The organism is Amycolatopsis dendrobii (assembly GCF_014145675.1).
Taxonomy (GTDB): domain Bacteria; phylum Actinomycetota; class Actinomycetes; order Mycobacteriales; family Pseudonocardiaceae; genus Amycolatopsis; species Amycolatopsis dendrobii.
This window is the reverse complement of the sequence record NZ_JACGZW010000001.1, coordinates 349,950-368,549: the sequence shown is the minus strand read 5'-3', so window position 1 is coordinate 368,549 and position 18,600 is coordinate 349,950. Positions and strand designations below refer to the sequence as shown.

17 protein-coding genes are annotated in these 18,600 nt (G+C 70.4%); 8 read left to right on the top strand and 9 right to left on the bottom strand.

Going from position 1 to position 18,600, the window contains the following annotated elements; genetic code table 11:
- Positions 1-10: 10 nt before the first annotated feature.
- Positions 11-1,714, top strand: a complete 1,704-nt coding sequence (locus H4281_RS01555) for an MFS transporter (RefSeq protein ID WP_182889048.1) — start codon at positions 11-13, stop codon at positions 1,712-1,714.
- Here the strand turns inward: H4281_RS01555 and H4281_RS01550 are convergent.
- Positions 1,701-2,603: an NADP-dependent oxidoreductase gene (locus tag H4281_RS01550; RefSeq protein ID WP_182889047.1), complete on the bottom strand. Its 903-nt coding sequence runs from the start codon at positions 2,601-2,603 to the stop codon at positions 1,701-1,703. The genes H4281_RS01555 and H4281_RS01550 overlap by 14 nt on opposite strands.
- Positions 2,604-2,835: 232 nt before the next feature.
- Here H4281_RS01550 and H4281_RS01545 point away from each other — a divergent pair, with 232 nt between their 5' ends.
- Positions 2,836-3,561, top strand: a complete 726-nt coding sequence (locus tag H4281_RS01545) for a dienelactone hydrolase family protein (RefSeq protein WP_182889046.1) — start codon at positions 2,836-2,838, stop codon at positions 3,559-3,561.
- Positions 3,562-3,639: 78 nt separating this feature from the next.
- Here H4281_RS01545 and H4281_RS01540 read toward each other — a convergent pair whose 3' ends face one another.
- From H4281_RS01540 to H4281_RS01525, 4 genes are all read right to left on the bottom strand, one after another.
- Positions 3,640-5,055, bottom strand: a complete 1,416-nt coding sequence (locus H4281_RS01540) for a pyridoxal phosphate-dependent decarboxylase family protein (RefSeq protein ID WP_182889045.1) — start codon at positions 5,053-5,055, stop codon at positions 3,640-3,642.
- Positions 5,052-6,359 carry an MFS transporter gene (locus tag H4281_RS01535; protein WP_182889044.1) on the bottom strand — a complete coding sequence of 436 codons (1,308 nt, stop codon included), beginning with the start codon at positions 6,357-6,359 and terminating at the stop codon, positions 5,052-5,054. The genes H4281_RS01540 and H4281_RS01535 overlap by 4 nt, the downstream gene beginning before the upstream one ends.
- Before the next feature lie 185 nt (positions 6,360-6,544).
- Positions 6,545-7,573, bottom strand: coding sequence for an LLM class F420-dependent oxidoreductase (locus H4281_RS01530; protein WP_182889043.1), 1,029 nt, complete (start codon positions 7,571-7,573; stop codon positions 6,545-6,547).
- Positions 7,574-7,630: 57 nt separating this feature from the next.
- Complete coding sequence (locus H4281_RS01525; RefSeq protein ID WP_182889042.1) at positions 7,631-8,557, bottom strand: oxygenase MpaB family protein; 927 nt, start codon at positions 8,555-8,557, stop codon at positions 7,631-7,633.
- Positions 8,558-8,648: 91 nt separating this feature from the next.
- On the opposite strand from H4281_RS01525, the gene H4281_RS01520 reads away from it, so the two are divergent.
- Positions 8,649-9,254 (top strand): TetR/AcrR family transcriptional regulator, encoded by a 606-nt coding sequence (locus H4281_RS01520; RefSeq protein ID WP_182889041.1) that lies wholly within the window; start codon positions 8,649-8,651, stop codon positions 9,252-9,254.
- Here the strand turns inward: H4281_RS01520 and dmpG are convergent.
- Both dmpG and H4281_RS01510 read right to left on the bottom strand, forming a co-directional pair.
- Entirely contained in the window at positions 9,248-10,273 is a 1,026-nt protein-coding gene (gene dmpG / locus H4281_RS01515; RefSeq protein WP_182889040.1) for a 4-hydroxy-2-oxovalerate aldolase, read from the bottom strand. The genes H4281_RS01520 and dmpG overlap by 7 nt on opposite strands.
- Positions 10,270-11,172, bottom strand: a complete 903-nt coding sequence (locus H4281_RS01510; RefSeq protein ID WP_009078908.1) for an acetaldehyde dehydrogenase (acetylating) — start codon at positions 11,170-11,172, stop codon at positions 10,270-10,272. Before H4281_RS01510 ends, dmpG begins: the two co-directional genes overlap by 4 nt.
- Before the next feature lie 39 nt (positions 11,173-11,211).
- Between H4281_RS01510 and H4281_RS01505 the strand changes: the two genes are divergently transcribed.
- The gene (locus tag H4281_RS01505; protein ID WP_182889039.1) at positions 11,212-11,967 is read left to right on the top strand and encodes an IclR family transcriptional regulator; all 756 of its coding nucleotides are present in this window, start codon (positions 11,212-11,214) and stop codon (positions 11,965-11,967) included.
- Here H4281_RS01505 and H4281_RS01500 read toward each other — a convergent pair whose 3' ends face one another.
- The gene (locus H4281_RS01500; RefSeq protein ID WP_182889038.1) at positions 11,968-12,534 is read right to left on the bottom strand and encodes a TetR/AcrR family transcriptional regulator; all 567 of its coding nucleotides are present in this window, start codon (positions 12,532-12,534) and stop codon (positions 11,968-11,970) included.
- A 52-nt stretch (positions 12,535-12,586) separates the two neighbouring features.
- On the opposite strand from H4281_RS01500, the gene H4281_RS01495 reads away from it, so the two are divergent.
- On the top strand, positions 12,587-13,804 hold the full coding sequence (locus H4281_RS01495; RefSeq protein WP_182889037.1) for a metal-dependent hydrolase family protein: 1,218 nt from the start codon (positions 12,587-12,589) through the stop codon (positions 13,802-13,804).
- Positions 13,801-14,649: an alpha/beta hydrolase gene (locus H4281_RS01490; protein WP_182889036.1), complete on the top strand. Its 849-nt coding sequence runs from the start codon at positions 13,801-13,803 to the stop codon at positions 14,647-14,649. The genes H4281_RS01495 and H4281_RS01490 overlap by 4 nt, the downstream gene beginning before the upstream one ends.
- On the opposite strand, the gene H4281_RS01485 is transcribed toward H4281_RS01490, so the two are convergent.
- Positions 14,627-16,072 carry an amidase gene (locus H4281_RS01485; RefSeq protein ID WP_182889035.1) on the bottom strand — a complete coding sequence of 482 codons (1,446 nt, stop codon included), beginning with the start codon at positions 16,070-16,072 and terminating at the stop codon, positions 14,627-14,629. The genes H4281_RS01490 and H4281_RS01485 overlap by 23 nt on opposite strands.
- A 153-nt stretch (positions 16,073-16,225) precedes the next feature.
- Here H4281_RS01485 and H4281_RS45105 point away from each other — a divergent pair, with 153 nt between their 5' ends.
- Both H4281_RS45105 and H4281_RS01475 read left to right on the top strand, forming a co-directional pair.
- Positions 16,226-17,176 (top strand): helix-turn-helix transcriptional regulator, encoded by a 951-nt coding sequence (locus H4281_RS45105; protein ID WP_220506576.1) that lies wholly within the window; start codon positions 16,226-16,228, stop codon positions 17,174-17,176.
- A 136-nt stretch (positions 17,177-17,312) separates the two neighbouring features.
- Positions 17,313-18,575, top strand: coding sequence for an alpha-hydroxy acid oxidase (locus H4281_RS01475; RefSeq protein WP_182889034.1), 1,263 nt, complete (start codon positions 17,313-17,315; stop codon positions 18,573-18,575).
- Positions 18,576-18,600: the final 25 nt, after the last annotated feature.

Below are 18,600 nucleotides of genomic sequence, written 5' to 3'. Positions count from 1 at the left end.
GCTGTCGATCGTGGCGGACCGGACGATCGACACCCAGGCACGGCACGGCGGGCGCTACAAATGGGTCGCGCTCTCCAACACGACGCTCGGCGTGCTGATGTCGGCGCTGGACGGGTCGATCGTGATCATCTCGCTGCCCGCGATCTTCCGCGGCATCGGACTGGACCCGCTGGCCCCGGCCAACATCGGCTATCTGCTGTGGATGATCCTCGGCTACCTGCTGGTTTCCGCGGTCCTGGTGGTGACGCTCGGGCGGCTCGGCGACATGTTCGGCCGCGTCCGGATGTACAACGTCGGGTTCGTGATCTTCAGCGTCGCCTCGGTGGCGTTGTCGTTCGACCCGTTCCGCGCGGGCGGCGGCGCGCTGTGGCTGATCGGCTGGCGCGTGGTGCAGGCCGTCGGCGGCGCGATGCTCACCGCGAATTCCGCGGCGATCCTCACTGACGCCTTCCCGCGCGAGCAACGCGGAACGGCCTTGGGCGTCAACCAGATCACCGCGCTCGCCGGGCAGTTCCTCGGGCTGGTCGCGGGCGGGCTGCTGGCCGAACTCGACTGGCGCGCGGTGTTCTGGGTGAGCGTGCCGTTCGGCATCCTCGGCACGGTCTGGTCGATCCGCAGCCTGCGCGAGGTCAGCAAGCCGCAACGGTCGCGGATCGACTGGGGCGGCAACGTCACCTTCGCGCTCGGCACCGCGGTCATCCTCGCCTCGATCACCTACGGCATCCAGCCCTACGGCGGCGCGGCGACCGGCTGGGGCAACCCGTGGGTGCTCGGCGGGCTCGGCGCCGGGATCGCGCTGCTGGCGGGGTTCTGCGTGATCGAGACCAGGGTGCCGTCGCCGATGTTCCAGCTGTCGCTGTTCCGCATCCGCGCGTTCACCGCGGGGAACCTCGCCGCGCTGCTCACCGCGATCGCGCGCGGCGGGATGCAGTTCATGCTGATCATCTGGCTGCAGGGGATCTGGCTGCCGCTGCACGGCTACGACTACGAGCAGACCCCGCTCTGGGCCGGGATCTACCTGCTGCCGCTCACCGCCGGGTTCCTGATCGCCGGCCCGGTGTCCGGCTTCCTCTCCGACCGGTTCGGCGCGCGGCTGTTCTCCACCGGCGGGCTGCTGCTGGTCGCCGGATCGTTCCTCGGCCTGCTCGCGCTGCCGGTGGATTTCAGCTATCCCGCGTTCGCGCTGCTGCTCGTGCTCAGCGGGATCGGCCAGGGCATGTTCTCCGCGCCGAACACCTCGGCGATCATGAGCAGCGTGCCGGACAACCAGCGCGGCGTCGCGTCCGGCATGCGCGCGACGTTCCAGAATTCCGGGACTTCGCTGTCCATCGGCGTGTTCTTCTCCCTCATGATCGCCGGGCTGGCCGGATCGCTGCCCACGACGCTCACCGGCGGGCTGCGGGCGCACGGCGTCCCGGCGGACGTCGCCGCGAACCTCGCCCAGCTGCCGCCGGTGAGCACCCTCTTCGCCGCGTTCCTGGGCAGCAACCCGGTGCAGCATCTGGTCGGACCCGGCGTGCTCGGCCAGCTCGCCCCCGCCGATTCCGCCGCGTTGACCGGCAAGGAGTTCTTCCCCACCCTGATTTCCGGGCCGTTCCACGACGGACTGGTCACCGTGTTCGTCGCGGCCGCGGCGATGGCGCTGGTCGCCGCGCTGGCGTCGGTGTCGCGGGGGAAGCGGTACTTCCACCAGGACCCGGTCAGTCCATCGTGAGCACGATCTTGCCGTGGATGTTCCCTGCCTGATACGTCCGCATCGCTTCGGCAGCCTCGGCGAGCGGGAACGTCGCCATGATGCGGTGCGTCAGCTCGCCTTTCGCGTACCGGCCCGCCAGCCGTGCGAGGCGAGCCGCCGAGCGGTCGTTCACCGTGAGCCGGATGCCCAGCTCGCCGGCGCGGTCGTGCTCGACCAGGGTCAGAATCCGGGACCGGTCCTCGATCAGGTCCACTGTGTACTCCAGCGCGGTCCCGCCGACCCCGTCGATCGCCGCCGTGACGCCGTGGGGCGCGACCCGTTCGACGAAATCCTCGCTGTAGGCAAGGGGAATCGCCCCGAGTGCCCGCACCTGCTCGTGCCACGCCGGACGCGCGACGCCGAGCGCCTTCGCGCCGCGCAGCCGGGACAGCTGCACCGCCATCGCTCCGACGGAGCCGGCCGCGCCGTGCACCAGCACTGTGTCGCCGGGGCCGACGTTGATCCGCTCGATCGCGATCTCCGCGGTCTGCGCCGCCGCGGTGAACGCGCCGGCGACCTCCCACGGCATCTCCGGCGGCTTGGCCACCACCTGGTCCTGTCCGGCGACGACCAGTTCCTGGTACGCGCCCAGCCTGCCGAAGCCGAGCACCTCGTCGCCCGCTTCGAACCCTTCGACGCCCTCCCCGACCTCGTCGACGATTCCCGCGAACTCGTTGCCCGGCACGGTGAACGCGCCCGGTTCCGGCACCGGGACGAGCCCCGCGAGCACCGCGACGTCGAACGCCTGCACCCCCGCGGCCTTCGTCCGGATCCGGACCTCCCCCGGCCCGGGACGGGGCTCCGGCACCTCCTCCAGCCGCAGCACTTCCGGCCCGCCCAGCTCGCGGAACCCCATCGCCTTGCTCATTCCTTGCCTCCAGCGCTCGTGTCGATCACCGCCAGTGTTCGACATCAAGCGGACTTGACGTCAAGGCTCGGGGTCGACCAGTCCCGCGCGATGGGCTAAGTTGACCGTCGATGACTACCGGGACGGCTTCGCGCCACTCACGGATCGGCTGCCCGGTGCTCTTCTGAGCGCCGCACGGGCCCCGCCTCCTTTCGTCGTGAGCACAGGAAACTCAACGACGACAGGAGAATTCATGCCCGGCAAAACTTTGCAGATCCCCGCCGCCGACGGACTTTCCGACGCCTTCGCGGCGTTCCCCGGCGACGGAAGACAGCATCCCGGCGTGCTGATGTACGCCGACGGTTTCGGCATCCGGCCCGTGGTCCGAGACCTCGCCGGCGAACTGGCGCGGCACGGCTATTACGTCCTCGTGCCCAACTATTTCTACCGGCACGGCCCGGCGCCGGTGCTCGACCTTCCGGAGTTCATCGGCGAAGACGAGCGTCCCGCCGTCTTCGCTCGAGTGCTGCCGATGATCGAAGCGCACACCCCTGAACTGGTGCGGCGCGATGCCGCCGCTTATCTCAAGTTCCTCACCGCCCAGCCCGAAGCGAGCACCGGGCCGGTGGGGGTCACCGGCTATTGCATCGGCGGGCTCCACGCGGTCCGCACCGCCGCGGCGCATCCGGATCAGGTGGCGGCGGTCGCCGGATTCCACGCGCCGGTCGGTGCGGCCGGACCCGAGAGTTTCGCTCAGCTCGCCGCTCAGGCGCACTTCGGGCATGCCGCATCCGACCTGACGCCGGAAACGCTCGGCGAGCTCAACGGGGCGCTGGACGCGGCGGGAGTCAGCTACACGTCCGAGATCTATCCCGGTACGGTCCACGGATTCACCATGGCCGACACGGATTCCTTCGACGCCGCAGGCCTGCGGCGGCATTGGGATCGGCTGCTTCCGCTCCTCAGCCGCACCCTCTGATGCCATCAGGCGGGAACAGTGCGGCTTGGCTGGTCGTGAGGGGAACCCTGAGGGAATCTTATTCCGTCAGGATTCCCCTCACGAACCGTTCGGCGTGTACAGCGCCCCGAGAAACTCCACCAGCAGCCGTTCCCGCAACGGTTCCGGCGCGGCGGCCAGCAGCGCGTTGATCGGAGCCATCCGTTCCGGCAGGCCGTCGCCGCCGGTCAGGCCCGCCGCCGCGAGCAAGCCGCCGAACTGTTCGGACGTCAGTGTTTCCGGGTCCAGTGCGGCCACGAACGCGGCGACGTCCGGATCGACCCGCACCGGGCCTTCCGCCCGCGCCGCCTCGACGGAAGCCGCCAGATCGGCGAGGAATTCCGGCTCGCTGCCGTGGTTCGCGGCGGTGACGGTGAGGTGCAGGTTCAGCGGCGAAGTCCCGTGCGCGAACTGCGGCTGGACGTACCAGCCCCGCATCTTCATCTCGTCGGCGACGGTGAACAGGTCGAAGCCGTCCGAGCCGGTGAACGCGACCAGCGTCGACACCGGATCGCCGAGTACGCGCAGGCCCGGAAGCGAAGCCACGCCGGCGCGAATCCGGCCCACGGCTTCCCGCGTGCGCGAGGCCAGCTGCAGGTAGCCGTCCTCGCCGAGATGGTGCACGACAGCCCACGCGGCGGCGAGCGGACCGCCGGAGCGGGTGCTCTGCAGCGTCGGGTTGAGCATCGTGTAGCCGGGCCAGGCCGCGCTCGCGAAGAAATGCGTCCGCCGCAGTTCCGCCGAGGCGTGCAGCAGCACCGAGACGCCCTTGGCGCAGTAGGCGTATTTGTGCAGGTCCACCGAAATGCTGGTGACGCCTGGAACGCGGAAGTCGAACGGCGGCAAGTCCGCGCCCAGCTTCGCGAAGTACGGCAGCACCCAGCCGCCGATGCACGCGTCGACGTGCATGCGCACCCCGCGTGCCGAAGCGGCGGCGGCGATCTCCGTGATCGGGTCGACGACGCCGTGCGCGTACGACGGCGCGCTCGCCACGACGAGCACAGTGGACTCGTCGATCGCCGCGGTCATCGCCGCCGGGTCCGCGCGGAAGGTGTCCGGATCGACCGGCACCACGACCTTCCGTACACCGAAAAGATGCGCGGCCTTGTGGAACGCGGCGTGCGCGGTTTCCGGGAGCACGATCGACGGCGCGGCGAGGTCCGGCCGCGCGTCACGGGCGGCGAGAACCGCCAGCAGGCACGATTCGGTGCCGCCGGACGTCACCGTGCCGACGGTCTCCGGTGTCCCGCCGAGCAGTCCGGCCGCGCGGGCGACCAGGTCGTTCTCCATCCGCAGCAGGCTGGGGAACGCGGTGGGGTCGAGTCCGTTGGCGGAGCTGGCCAGCGCGTGCGCGGCGGCGGCGATCTCGTCCACTTCGGACAGTCCGCTGTCGTACACGTAGGCCAGCGTGCGCCCGCCGTGCGTCGGCAGGTCGCCGGAGCGCAGTTCGCGCAGCCGCGCCAGGATGTCGTTCACGCCTGCTTCTCCAGGACCGAACGGCGCAGCAGCGGGATGCCGAGCGCGATCAGCACCGCGGGCAGCACCGACGCCCCGAGCACGATGGCGGTGATCGCCGAGGGCGGCTGCGGGACGGCGGTGGCGCCGGTGCTCGACACGTAGCTCCCGCCCTGCAGCACGAGCCCGAACAGCCCCGGCCCGAGCGCGAGCCCGAGCGTCTCGGACGCGGTCCACACGCCTGCCGTCACGCCCGCCCTGGTCTCGCCGGTCCGTTCCTCCTCGGCGCTGATCAGGTCGGGCAGGATCGCCAGCGGGAACACCGAAATGCCCGCGTAGCCGACGCCGGCGAGCGCGACGAACACCAGGGTCGCGGCGAACGGGAGCCGGTCGGCGAAGTACATCGCCACCAGGCCGAGGAAGAAGGACGCGGTGGCGATCCGGAAGCCGGCGAGCTTGCCCCAGCGCGCGCCCAGCCGCGGCCACAGCGGCATGGTGACGAGCGCGGGCCCGACGAAGCCGACGAACAGGTAGGTGCGGTAGCTCGGGTCGCCGAGCACGTGCTGCGCGAAGTACGGGATCGCGGCCAGCACGGTGCCGATGCCGAGCGCCTGGATGAAGTAGACGCCGAGCAGCCACCGGAACGAACGCCACTGCGCGATAGTGCGCGCCAGTTCCTTGAGCCGCACCGTGTTGGGCCGCAGCGAGCCGACCGGCGCGCCCTTCAGGCCGAAGTAGACGCCGAGCGTGGCGGCCAGGATGATCACCGCCATCACCAGGCCCATCACCCGGTAGCCCGCCACTCCGGGCAGCAGGTCGGTGATCGCCGGGGCGCCGCCGCCGGACACCAGCACCGCGACCGCCAGCACGCCGATCCGGACGCTGGTGAGTTTCGTGCGTTCCTCGGCGGAATCGGTCAGCTCGGCGGGAAGCGCGTTGAACGGCACCTGGAAGAACGCGTACGCGGTGGCGCACAGGAAGAACATGACCACGACGTAGGTCGCGTCCCACAGCGGGGTGCCGAAGCCGGGGTGCGCGAACAAGGCGAAGAACAGGATCGCGACGCCGATCCCGCCGCGCAGCAGGAACCGCCGCCTGCTTCCGGTGCGCGCGAGGTCCGCGTCGGACAGCCGCCCGGCGACCGGGTTGAAGACCACGTCCCACGCCTTGGGCACGAACACGATGATCCCGGCCGCCGCGGCCGGCACCGCCATGGTGTCGGTGAGGTACGGGAGCAGGAGCAGCCCCGGCACGGTGCCGAACCCGCCGGTGACGAAGGAGCCGAGCGAGTAGCGGAATCTCGTGCGGCGGGACAGCGACGCCAAAGGTCCTCCTCGAAGGCGGAACGACGAACGCATGCCTAATGGATCTTCGCCGGTTCCGGGTAGTGGTCGGGAGGAATCGTGCCACCGTCGTGATGCACCGGCCGTACCGGGCCGACTACGGCCTCGTGAGCGGCGAAGCCGGTTCTCGCCGGATTCGCCGCTCGCGAGGTGCCCGCGCTTCGCTTTCAGGACAGCGCTTTCGCCGCCTTCGCCAGCGATCCGGCGTCCCCGCGCAGCAGCAGCGTGGTCACCACCGTCTCTTCCCACGCCGCCAGCTCTTCCCGGATCTTGTCCGCGGGCCCGATCAGCGAAGTGTCCTCGACCAGCGATGTCGGGATCGCCTTGACCGCCTCTTCCTTCCGCCCCGCCAGGTACAGCTCCTGGACCTTGTCCGCGACGTCGGCGTAGCCGAGCCGGGCGAACACGTCGTGGTGGAAGTTCACGCTCTTCGCGCCCATCCCGCCGATGTACAGCGCCAGCGCGGGCTTGATGAAGCCGGCGGCCTCCTCGACGTCGTCGTGCACGATCACCGGCACCGACGCGGCGACCTCGAAACCGTCCAGGCCGCTTCGCCGCGCGCCCGGGCGGGCGAACCCCTCCTCCAGCGCGGCCCGGTAGAAGCCGTCGGACTTGGGCGAGAAGAACAACGGCAGCCAGCCGTCGCAGATCTCCGCGGCCAGCGCGACGTTCTTCGGGCCTTCGGCGGCGAGGTAGATCGGCAGGTCGGCGCGCAGCGGATGCACCGTCGGCTTGAGCGGTTTGCCCAGTCCGGTCCCGCCCTTGAGCGGCAACTGGAAGAACTGCCCGTCGATGGTCACCGGCTCCTCGCGGGCCAGCACCTTCCGCACGATCTCGACGTACTCGCGGGTGCGCGCCAGCGGCTTCGGATACGGCTGCCCGTACCAGCCCTCCACCACCTGCGGCCCGGACGCGCCCAGCCCGAGCACGAACCGGCCGCCGGACAGGTGGTCCATGGTCAGCGCGCTCATCGCGGTCGCGGCCGGGGTGCGCGCGGACATCTGCACGATGTTCGTGCCGAGCTTGATCCGGCTGGTCGCCGCGCCGACCCAGGCCAGCGGCGTGAACGCGTCCGACCCGTACGCCTCGGCCGACCACACCGAGTCGAACCCGAGCCGTTCCGCTTCGAGCACGGATTCCTGCGCGCCCGGGATCGGCCCGCTCCCCCAGTACCCGAGGTGAAAGCCCAGCTTCATCAAGCCCTCCTGATCTCGAAGCCCGTGCACGACGCGGGAATCAAGCTCCCGCGGCGGTCACGGCACGTCCGGCGAGTAGTGCTCCGGTTTCCCGCGCTCGGCGAGCGGGGGAAGATTGCGGCGCGGGGTTTCGACCGGCGGCGTCCCCGGGGCCAGTTCGCCGCGGGCGCGCCGCCAGCCCGCCCGTGCCCGCGGATGGTAGCGGCGATCATGCGGAAGCAGCGAAAACCCGGCGTTGATCAGCTTGCCGACGCGCCGGTGCCGGCGGGCGTCGCGCGCGGACCAGCGAAAGCCGAGCAGAGCGCGCACTTCCGGGTCGTACAAGCCGACGGTCAGCCACACGAACTGTTTCGCGATGATCTTCGCGACCGGTTTCCACAACGGATCCGGCAGCCACGGCAGGAACGGCGGTTTCGCGATCCCGCGGAGGTCGAGGACGTCGCGGGCGGCCTTGTTGTCCTCCAGCACCTCAGTGCACATGTGCTTCCAGTACCGCTGGAAGTCCTCCCACGACTGCGGCACCGGCCGCATCGTCATGTCGTACATCCGCCACCAGCGCACGTGCTCGTCGAACAGCGTGCGTTTCTCCTCTTCGCCGATGCCGCCCATGAAATTGTCCGCGATCAGGATGGTGCTGACGAAGAACGTCGAATGCGCCCAGTAATACGTGTCCGGGTCCAGCGCGTGGTAGCGGCGGCCCTTCTTGTCCACGCCCTTGATGCGGTCGTGGTAGCCGCGCACCTCCAGCGCCGTGCGGTGCGCGAGCGGACCGTCGTAGACCACGCCGCCGATCGGGTACAGCGAACGGAACAGCCGCTGCCAGCGTTCCTCGAAGAATTTCGAGTGTTCCTCGACGCCCGCGCCGAGGCCGGGGTGCATGTTCTGCATCGACCCGGCCCACAGCGCGATCAGCAGCCCGCGCCAGTCGCCGAAGTACTTCCAGGTCAGCGAGTCCGGTCCCAGCGGCTCCGGGGTGTCCCTCATCGCGGCTCCTCGGCGGGTCGGCGAAGTGACTACAGCTGTTGTCAGGTTAGGATGTGACAACATCTGTGGTCAACTCGGGACGGGAGCGGGTATGCCGGGCCGCACGTGGGCGGGCACGACGCTGGACGACCGCAAGGCCCAGCGCCGCGCGCAGCTGCTGGCCGCCGGGCTCGACCTCCTCGGGGCGCAGGGCAGCGCGGCGGTGAGCGTCCGCGCGGTGTGCCGGTCGGCGAAGCTGACCGAGCGGTACTTCTACGAAAGCTTCGCCGACCGGGAAAGCCTGGTCGCCGCTGTCTACGAGGACGTCGGAGACCAAGCCCGGCAAGCGCTGGCCGACGCGGTTTCCGGCGAAGCCGATCCGAGCCGCCGCGCCGAACGAGCCGTCACCGCGTTCGTGGAGCTCGTGCTGGACGACCCGCGCAAGGGCCGGGTGCTGCTGCTCGCGCCGCTGACCGATCCCGCGCTGACCAGCCGCGGCCTGCACCTCCTCCCGGCGTTCACCACGCTCGTCGGCGAACAGTTGTCGCGCGGCGACGAAACCGGCCGCCAGCTCGTGGCGATCGGTCTCGTCGGCGCGCTCAGCAACGTGTTCATCGCCTACCTCGACGGCACGCTGAAGGTGAGCCGCGAGCGTCTCGTCGAGCACTGCGTGCAGCTCGTGCTCGGCGCGGACGCTTTCGACTCGGGCGCTCACTGAGCGGCTGCCCGCTCGTCGCGCAGCCGCAGCGCGATGTCGATGATCATGTCCTCTTGGCCGCCGACGTAGCGCTCTTCGCCGACCTTGTAGAGGATTTCGTGCGCCGGGACTCCGTAGCGCTCGGCCGCGCGTTCGGCGTGCAGCAGGAAGCTGGAGTACACGCCGGCGTAGCCCTGGATGATCGACGACCGGTCCATCACCGGCAGCCGGGTCAGGTACTTCTTGACGACGTTCTCCGCCGCTTCCATCAGAACGTCTTTGTCCACACCGGTTTTGATGCCGAGCCGCTCGAACGTGGCCGCCAGGACCTCCGTCGGCGAGTTGCCCGCGCCGGCGCCGAGGGCGGCGAGCGAACCGTCGATCTGCCGGGCGCCCGCGCGGTACGCGAGCACCGAGTTGGCGACGCCGAAGCTCAGGTTCTGGTGCCCGTGGTAGCCGACCTGGGCGTCGTCGCCGAGTTCCGCGACGAGCGCGGCGACGCGGTCGGAGGCGTCGTCCAGGATCAGCGCGCCCGCGGAGTCCACGACGTAGACGCACTGACAACCGGCGTCGGCCATGATCCGGGCTTGCTTCGCCAGGTCCTCCGGCGTCGACATGTGCGACAGCATCAGGAATCCGACGGTTTCCAGCCCCAGATCGCGGGCCGCGCCGAAGTGCTGGATGGACACGTCGGCCTCGGTGCAGTGCGTCGCGATCCGCACCGCGCCCGCGCCGAGGTCGGCCGCCGCGCGCAGATCGGTGACCGTGCCGAGGCCGGGCAGCAGGAGCACCGCGATCTTCGCCTGCTTCGCCTCGTCGACCGCGGCGGCGATCAGCTTTCGCTCGTCCACCAAGGAAAAACCGTAGTTGAAGGTCGAGCCGCCGAGGCCGTCGCCGTGCGTCACCTCGATCAGCGAGATGCCCGCGTCGTCGAGCGCGCGGACGGTGTCGCGCACCTGCTTCTCGGTGAACTGGTGCGCCATCGCGTGACTGCCGTCGCGCAGAGTGGTGTCGACCAGCCGGACGTCGGTGTTGTTCACGCGGCCACCTCCTGAGCGGCGAAGAGGTCGCCGACGCGTGCGGCGGCGGCGGTCATGATGTCGAGGTTGCCCGCGTACTTGGGCAGGTAGTCGCCGTTGCCCGCGACCTCCAGGAAGACGCCCACGCGGGCCTTGCCGCTCCAGTCCGGCCGCGGCGGGTCGAACTGCGGGTCGGCCTTGAGCGTGTAGCCCGGCACGTACTGCTGGACGTCTTTCACCATGCGGTGCACGGATTCGCTGATCGCGTCGAAATCGGCGTCCGGGTCGACCGCGCAGAACACCGTGTCGCGCATGATCATCGGCGGGTCCATCGGGTTGATGATGATGATCGCGCGGCCTTTGTCCGCGCCGCCGACCTTCTCGATCGCGTGCGCGGTGGTCTCGGTGAACTCGTCGATGTTCGCGCGCGTGCCGGGTCCCGCCGACCGCGACGACACCGACGCGACGATCTCCGCGTACGACACCGGCGTCACCCGCGAAACCGCGTGCACGATCGGGATGGTCGCCTGGCCGCCGCAGGTGATCATGTTGACGTTGCGGTCGGTCAGCTGGTCGGGCGGGTTCACCGCCGGGCACGTCAGCGGGCCGACCGCGGCGGGCGTCAGGTCGATCGCGCGGATGCCCGCCTCGGCGTACCGCGGCGCGTTGGCCTTGTGCGCCTTCGCCGACGTCGATTCGAACACCAGCTGCGGCAGTTCCGCGCGCGACAGGAGCCAGTCGACACCCTCGGCGGACGTCTCGAGCCCCAGCTTCGCGGCGCGGGCGAGCCCGTCCGATGCCGGGTCGACGCCCACCATGTAGCGCACTTCCACGTGCTCGCTGCGCTGGAGTTTTGCCAGCAAGTCCGTACCGATGTTGCCCGGGCCGACGATCGCGGCCGTCACCTTGCGTTCCGCCATGCCTGCACGGTGCTCGCCGGGATGGGGCACACTCAACCCATGCGTACCACTGGACGGAACGGCGACGGCCTCGTGACCGCGCGGGTCGCCGCCGTGCTGGAAGCCTTCCGCCCCGGCGACGACGCGCTCGGCGCGTCCGAGCTGGCGCGCCGGACCGGCCTCGCGAAGACGACGGTGCACCGGCTGGCCGGACACCTGGCTGACACCGGCCTGCTGGAACGCGACGGCGCCTCGGTCCGGCTCGGACTGCGGCTGTTCGAGATCGGCCAGCTGGCGGTGCGCCGCCGCGGCCTGGTCGAGGCGGCGCGCCCGTACCTGGCGGACCTGCGGGAGGCCACGCGGAACACGGTCCATCTCGCGGTGCTGGAAGGCACCGAGGTCGTGTACCTGGACGTGCTGCGCGGGCCGGACGCGCCGGACCTGCCCTCGCGCACCGGCGGGCGGTTCCCCGCGCACGCGACTGGCGTCGGGAAGGCGATTCTGTCCTGCTCCCCCGACGACGTCGTGACGCGTGTGATCGACGCCGGACTGCCCCGGGTCAGCCCGCGGACGATCACCGCGCCCGGATTGCTGCGCCGCCAGCTGGCACGGATCCGCGCGGACGGGATTGCCTTCGAGCGCGAGGAATCCGGCGTCGGCGTGGTGTGCGCGGCGAGCCCGCTGGTGGACGCGAACGGGCTCGCGGTGGCCGCGGTGTCGATCTCCGGATGGGCGACGCGGATGCGGACCGAACGGGTCGCGCCCGCGGTGCGGACGGTGGCGCTGGCGTTGTCGCGGACGGTTTCCGAGACCTGATCAGCCCTTGCTCATCCGCAGGATCAACGCGACCGCGTCCTCCGAATGCCCCTCCGGGGTCAGCACTTCCTGCAACAGCAGACCGCGGATCGCGGCGACGGCGACGGTCGCCATGGTCCGCGCTTCCTTGGCGTCGCGCCCTTCGCGTTCCGCGAGCGAGGCCAGCTTTTCGGTCAGGTCGTCCAGCGAGTCGACCAACTCGCGAAAATCCTCCGGCCGGTACGCGGCCAGCCCTGCGACGTGGAAGAACCCGCGGACCCGTGACAGCTGCTCCGGGCGGGTGTAGGTCCGCCAGATCGCCAGGACGAAGTCGTCGAAGGTGCTCTGCTTCGCTGTTTCGAACAGCACCTCGTTGTCACGGGATCGCTGCGCTTTGAGCATCGCCGCCAGGACGCCCGGCAGCGACCCGAAGTGGTAGCGCAGCAAGGCATGACTGGTGTCCGCCCGGGCCGCGACCTCGCGCAGCGACACGTCCGGCGCGGGAAGAGTCCCTTCGAAGGCATCGAGGAGCCGCGTCAGGAGACGCTCGCGGGCATCGCCCTGGGGTTCCGTGCTTGACAAGGCCACCTCCGCAGTTTATCCATTGGAAAAGAGCAGTGCAACGGCGGAAGGACGGCTCGTGGAACGTTTCCAGGTAGTCGGCGCGACGGTCGCCGACGGGACGGGGCGCGATCCCGCCGACATCACCGTCCCGGTCGAAGACGGGCTGATCGCGCGACCCGGCGCTTCCGGCGAGCGCTTCGACGCCGACGGCCTGACGATGACGCCCGGCCTGATCGACGCCCACGTCCACCTGGGCCTGTCGAGCCCGATCGAACCGCAGTTCGCGTTTCGGCTGAGCGCTGCCGAGCTCGCGGCGGACATCTTCGCCACGGCCGGCGCGGCGCTCGACGCCGGTTTCACGACCGTCCGGGACACCGGCGGGATCGACGGCGGCGTCGTCACCACGATCGCCAAGGGCAAGGTCCGGGGGCCGCGCGTGCTGTCGTGCGGACCGGTCCAATGCCAGACCGGCGGCCACGGCTACTACGGAGCCGAGTGGGAGCCCACGGAACTGTGGAGCAGCCATCACATTCCTGGCCTCTGCGCCCTGTCCATGCAGTCGGGCAACGCGAACGAACTGCGCGGCAACGTGCGCGAGGCCTTCCGCCGCGGAGCCTCTTTCTTGAAGCTGTGCGTGACCGGCGGGGTGGTCAGCGGTCACGACCAACTGACCGACACTCAGTTCACCAGGGAAGAAATCGCGGTCGCTGTGCAAGAAGCCGCCGCGCGCGGCACTTACGTGACGGTTCACGCGCACAACAACGAAGGCATCCGTAACGCGGTCGAGGCCGGGGTGCGGTGTGTCGAGCACGGCACCGACATCGACGAGCCGACGGCCGCCCTCATGGCCGCGCGCGACGTCGCTCTCGTGCCCACGTTCGCCGTCGTCGAGCAACTGCTGCGCGACACCGCGGCCACCGGCCTCAACGAGTCGATCCGCGAGCGCGTGCTGGGTGTTCGCGAGCGGATGGCCGAGGCGCTCGCCGTCGCCAAGAATGCCGGGCTGCGGATCGGGCTGGGCTCCGACCTCATCGGTCCGGCCCAGAACCACCGCGGCGAAGAACTCGCCTTGCGCGCTGCCCTGGAGACCCCGATGGACGCTCTCGTGGCGGCGACGAAAACCAACGCCGAAATCCTCGGGCTCTCCGGCGAGGTGGGAGTCATCGCGCCCGGCTCGCAGGCGGATTTCGTGCTCTGGAACGGAAACCCGCTCGAAAATCCGCAGCTGTTCTCCGACCCGGCCAACGCGATCGTCGTCGTCAAGGCCGGCCGCGTAGTGAAGGACCTCCGATGAGCACCCTGTGGCACGGCTGCCTGGCCGGCACCGACTACTTCGAAATGCGTTCCGGCAGCGGATACGACTACGCCGTCTGGGTCACCACGCCGCCGGGCTACGACCCCGGCACGACGCGAGCACCTGCCTTGTACGTGCTCGACGGCAACTGGACCGTCGGCATGACCGCCCCGCTCATCGTCACCCAGGCGGATCCCATGCAGCAGATCCAGCCGTATCTCCAGGTCAGCGTCGGCTACGCGGGCGAGGAAGCCCAGCATTGGACCCGGCTGCGCAACCGGGACCTCGTGCCGCCCGGCGAGCCCATCGGCCCGGAGTTCGTGGATGCCGTGGAGATGAGCGTCCGCACGGGCAGGATGAGCCGCGAAGAGGCCGACGCCTACCTCGCCGAATTGCGCGACACCCGCGCCGACGTGTTCCTGGCCTTTCTCGCCGACGAACTGCACCCGCGCATCGAACGCGACTACGGCACGGCCGAGAGCGGGCACGGCCTCTTCGGGTATTCGTACGGCGGGCTTTTCAGTCTCTACGCCTGGCTCAGCGGCTGCCCGCTCTTCGAAAGCGTCGGAGCCGGCAGCCCCGGCGTGGTCGGGGAAGACAGCCAGATTTTCGCTCAGCTGCGCGAGCTTGGCGACAGACTGCCCGCCGCCAAGCTGCACGTGACTGTCAACGACCGAGAGCTTTTCGGAGACCTGGCCGTCTACCAGAACCTCGCGAAGAACACGGCCACGCTCCTGCACCGCCTCCCCTCGCGTGCTGTCACCAGCGAGGTCCTGCGCGAAACGCACGTGACCGGGTTGCAGGCCTCGTTCCTCAGCTATCTCAGGACTTGCCGCTCCGAGTAGCGACGTGGACTGCCGGCCGCCGGGATGCCCACGGCAGCGCTTCCTCCAGGAAAGCGGCGACCCGCAGCAGCAACGACTCCGAACACACCGGACCGCCCAGCTGCACCCCGATCGGCAATCCCTGCGAGGACTCTCCCAGCGGAAGGCTGATCGCCGGGGCACCAGTCTGGTTGAACAACGGCGTGAACGAGCAAGCGTCGAAAAGCTGCCTCGTCCACTCGTCCGCAGCCAGATCGGCGTTCGCGTCGAGCCGGCCCAGCGGCAGGGCCGGGGTGTTCGTCGTCGGAGTCAGCAGCAGGTCGTACTCGGTGAAAAACCGGCCAGCCGCCCGGGAAACGACGTTCATCGCACCCAGAGCCGCGGTCAGTTCCGTCCCGCTGACCGAGCGGCCGTACTCGACGCACGCCCACGTGGTGCGTTCGAGATTCTCCGGACTCGCGGCGACCCCGGTCATTTCCTCGATCCCGGCGACCGCACCGGCCAGGAATCCGGACCACAACACGTGATTCGCGTGCAGGAACGCTTCCCAGCCGAAGACCGGCGTCGCGCGTTCGACGTGGTGACCCGCCGCTTCGAGCAGCTCGGCCACGGCTTCGACGGCCCGCGCGACCTCCGGGTCGACGTAGCTGCCCGACCAGGATTCGGTGTGCAGGCCGATGCGCAGCCGTCCGGGGTCGGCGCCGACCTCGTCGAGCCACGGGCGCGCCGGCGGGGCGAGGATGTACGGGTCGCCCGGATAGCTCACTGCGACCTCGTCGAGCAGTGCCGCGGTGTCCCGGACCGTCCGCGACACCGCGAGTTCGACACCCATGCCGTACAGCGGATCGGCGTAGTCCGGGCCGGTCGGCACCCGGCCGCGGCTGGGCTTCAGGCCGACCAGGCCGTTGCAGGCGGCGGGCACGCGGATCGACCCGCCGCCGTCGTTGGCGTGCGCGATCGGGAGCGCCCCGGCCGCGACCAGTGCGGCTGACCCGCCGCTCGATCCGCCGACGCTGTGCCCGGTGTTCCACGGATTGCGCGTCGAACCGTAGGCCAGCGCTTCGGAGTTGCCGTTGAACCCCAGCTCCGGCGTGGTCGTGACGGCCAGCGTCGCGAGGCCCGCCGCGCGGAAGCGTTCCATGAGGTGGGTGTCGGCCGGCGGCACGATGCCCTTGCCGAGCAGCCGCGTGCCCATCCGGGTCGGCACTCCGGCGGCGTGCAGCACGATGTCCTTGATCGCGAACGGGACCCCGGCGAACCGGCCGCCGCGCGAGTAATCGAGCGGGCGCTCGAACGGGCCGTCCGCGACCGCGTTCAGCTCCGGGTTCACCTTGCCGATGGCTTCGGCCGCGAGCGCGGCGACCTCCTCGGCGGCGACCTCGCCGGAGGCGATGACCGCGGCCAGCGCGGTCGCGTCGAGGGCGGCGTATTCGTCGAGGTTCATCCAGTCTCCTTCAGCCGGGGAACCGGAACGCTACGAGCGGGCGCGGGCGGCGGCATCGGCCGAAAAGCCGTTCCGCCTCCGCCGCGGATGTGCGCCCCGTTGACATCCCGGACAGCGGCCGTTCATGCTCCGTCCGGCAGCGGAGGTTCGGAGATGACCGCGGATGTGCAGTGGTGGGCCCGGCTCGCCCGGGAAGTGCGCGCGGCGGGCCGCGGCGAACTGCCCGTCGAAACCCCGCTCCGCGCGGTGCGGGACAAACTCGGTTTCGCCTGCGTCGCGCTGGTGAGCGGCAGCAAGCAGCGCACCGCGACGGTCAACCTCGGCTACCCGGCGGACATGCTCGGCTATCTGACCACCACCTACCGCTGGAAGTGCCCGATCCACCGGCGCGCGGCCCGCTTGGGCCTGCCGCTGCGCTTCGCCGACATCCCGGAGGTCCACGAGACCAGGACGTACCGGGAAGGCATCCAGCCCTACGGTTTCCGCGAGGGCGTGACGCTGCCGCTCGCGCCGGGCACCGGTCCGGAGCGGAGTTTCATGGCGCTGAGTTCGACGCATGACCGGCCGCTGGACGACGGGTCCTTCCTCGCGCTCACGATGCTGTCGCACGACCTCGCCGCGCTGGCCGACCCCGGTGCCGAACCGGGCGATCCGGCGGCCGACGCCGTACTGCACGTTTCGCCGGCCAAGGTCGATGTGCGTTCGGCAGTGGTGGAGCGGCTGCCGCTGAGCGAGCACGAGCTCCGGCTCGCCGCGCGGTGCGCCGCGGCCGAGCGGACCGGCTTCCGCCACCGGGACGCGGACGGCGTCTGGTGGCAGGTGCGGGCGCGGGCGCGCCGTCCGGACGGAGCGCTGCTGCGGCTCTCCCGCCTGCCCGATCCCGGGCCGCTGACCGGGCGGGAACTGGACGTCGTCGGGCTGGTCGCGCGCGGATGGTCGAACGAGCGGATCTCGGCGGCGCTCGGCATCGCGGTCCGCACGGTGCGCAGCCATGTCGAGTCGTCCCTGGTCAAGCTCGACTGTCCGAACCGGACCGCGCTGGCCCGCCACGCGCTCGAGCACGACCTCGACACGCTCAGCGCATCGGAGGCCGCACACCGCTGATTGTGTCACAATCCTTGCGCTCGGGATGGGTGCGTGTTTCACTCCTCCTGCCCAAGAGTTCCCCAAACGCCGGTGCAGCACGCAGTTCACCGGCTCGCGATTGTGTACCGATTTCTCGGCGGCCAGGAGGCAGTGGATGACCACGTTCGAACCCGAGCACCTGCCCCGGCGGGCGATCAAGCGGCGGATGCCCCGGCCGTCGGAGATCCGGCCGCTGCTCAAGTTCCGGCAGCCCCGGTTCGACGCCCGCGAGCGCCGCCTCGCCACCGCGCACACGATCGACGACCTGCGCACCATCGCCCGCCGCCGCACGCCCCGGCCGGTTTTCGACTACGTCGACGGCGCGGCGGAGCAGGAAATCAGCCTCGGCCGGGCGCGGCGGGCCTTCGAGAACGTCGAGTTGCGTCCGCGCGTGCTCCAGGACGTCACCGAGGTGGACGCGTCGACGTCAGTCCTCGGTGGACAGTCCGCGCTGCCGCTGGTGCTGGCGCCAACTGGTTTCACGCGCATGATGCACCACGAGGGCGAGATCGCCGTCGCCCGCGCGGCCGCCCGCGCCGGGATCCCGTACGTGCTCTCGACGATGGGCACCACCGATCTCGAAGAAGTCCGGGCCTGCGCGCCTTCCGCACGGCAGTGGTTCCAGCTCTACCTCTGGAAGGATCGCGCCGCGAGCGAAGCACTGGTCGAACGCGCGGCTCGAGCCGGGTACGAAGCGCTCGTCCTGACCGTCGACACCCCGATCGGCGGGGCGCGGATGCGCGATGTCCGGAATGGACTGACGATCCCGCCGACGCTGACCATCCGCACGCTGGCCGGGATCGCGGTCCGGCCGTCCTGGTGGCTGAACCTGCTGACCACCGAACCGTTGCAGTTCGCCGCGCTGAACAACTTCGACGGCACGGTCGAGGAACTGATCGGCACGATGTTCGACCCGTCGCTGACCGTCGAGGACCTGCGGTGGCTGCGCGGATTGTGGCCGGGAAAGCTGATCGTCAAAGGGATCCAGAGCGTCGCGGACGCCAAGGAGATGGCCGCTTCCGGCGTCGACGCCCTCGTGCTCTCGAACCACGGCGGCCGCCAGCTCGACCGCGCGCCGACCCCGCTCGAACTGCTGCCGCGCGTCGTGGACGCCGTCGGGGACGACTGCGAGGTCATCCTCGACACCGGCGTCCGGACCGGCGCCGACCTGGTCGCCGCGCGGGCCATGGGCGCGTCGGCGGCGATGGTCGGCCGGGCTTACCTGTACGGCCTGATGGCGGCCGGCGAGCAAGGCGTCGAGCGCTCGATCGAGATCCTCCGCGCGGAGTACGTGCGGACGTTGCGGCTTCTCGGCGTCACGCGCACCGACGAGATCACCGCGGAACACGCCTCCCTGCGGCTGCCCGCCCGGCTGTGACGGCGGGCTCGGCTAAGATCGGCAG

Excerpts from the sequence above, each read along its gene's own strand:
- H4281_RS01525 (WP_182889042.1), bottom strand. The coding sequence starts at position 8,557 with ATGAGGGACACCCCGGAGCCGCTGGGACCGGACTCGCTGACCTGGAAG.
- H4281_RS01490 (WP_182889036.1), top strand. The coding sequence starts at position 13,801 with ATGAGCACCCTGTGGCACGGCTGCCTGGCCGGCACCGACTACTTCGAA.
- H4281_RS01520 (WP_182889041.1), top strand. The coding sequence starts at position 8,649 with ATGCCGGGCCGCACGTGGGCGGGCACGACGCTGGACGACCGCAAGGCC.
- H4281_RS01475 (WP_182889034.1), top strand. The coding sequence starts at position 17,313 with ATGACCACGTTCGAACCCGAGCACCTGCCCCGGCGGGCGATCAAGCGG.
- H4281_RS01510 (WP_009078908.1), bottom strand. The coding sequence starts at position 11,172 with ATGGCGGAACGCAAGGTGACGGCCGCGATCGTCGGCCCGGGCAACATC.
- H4281_RS45105 (WP_220506576.1), top strand. The coding sequence starts at position 16,226 with ATGACCGCGGATGTGCAGTGGTGGGCCCGGCTCGCCCGGGAAGTGCGC.
- H4281_RS01530 (WP_182889043.1), bottom strand. The coding sequence starts at position 7,573 with ATGAAGCTGGGCTTTCACCTCGGGTACTGGGGGAGCGGGCCGATCCCG.
- H4281_RS01485 (WP_182889035.1), bottom strand. The coding sequence starts at position 16,072 with ATGAACCTCGACGAATACGCCGCCCTCGACGCGACCGCGCTGGCCGCG.
- H4281_RS01505 (WP_182889039.1), top strand. The coding sequence starts at position 11,212 with ATGCGTACCACTGGACGGAACGGCGACGGCCTCGTGACCGCGCGGGTC.
- H4281_RS01550 (WP_182889047.1), bottom strand. The coding sequence starts at position 2,603 with ATGAGCAAGGCGATGGGGTTCCGCGAGCTGGGCGGGCCGGAAGTGCTG.
- H4281_RS01545 (WP_182889046.1), top strand. The coding sequence starts at position 2,836 with ATGCCCGGCAAAACTTTGCAGATCCCCGCCGCCGACGGACTTTCCGAC.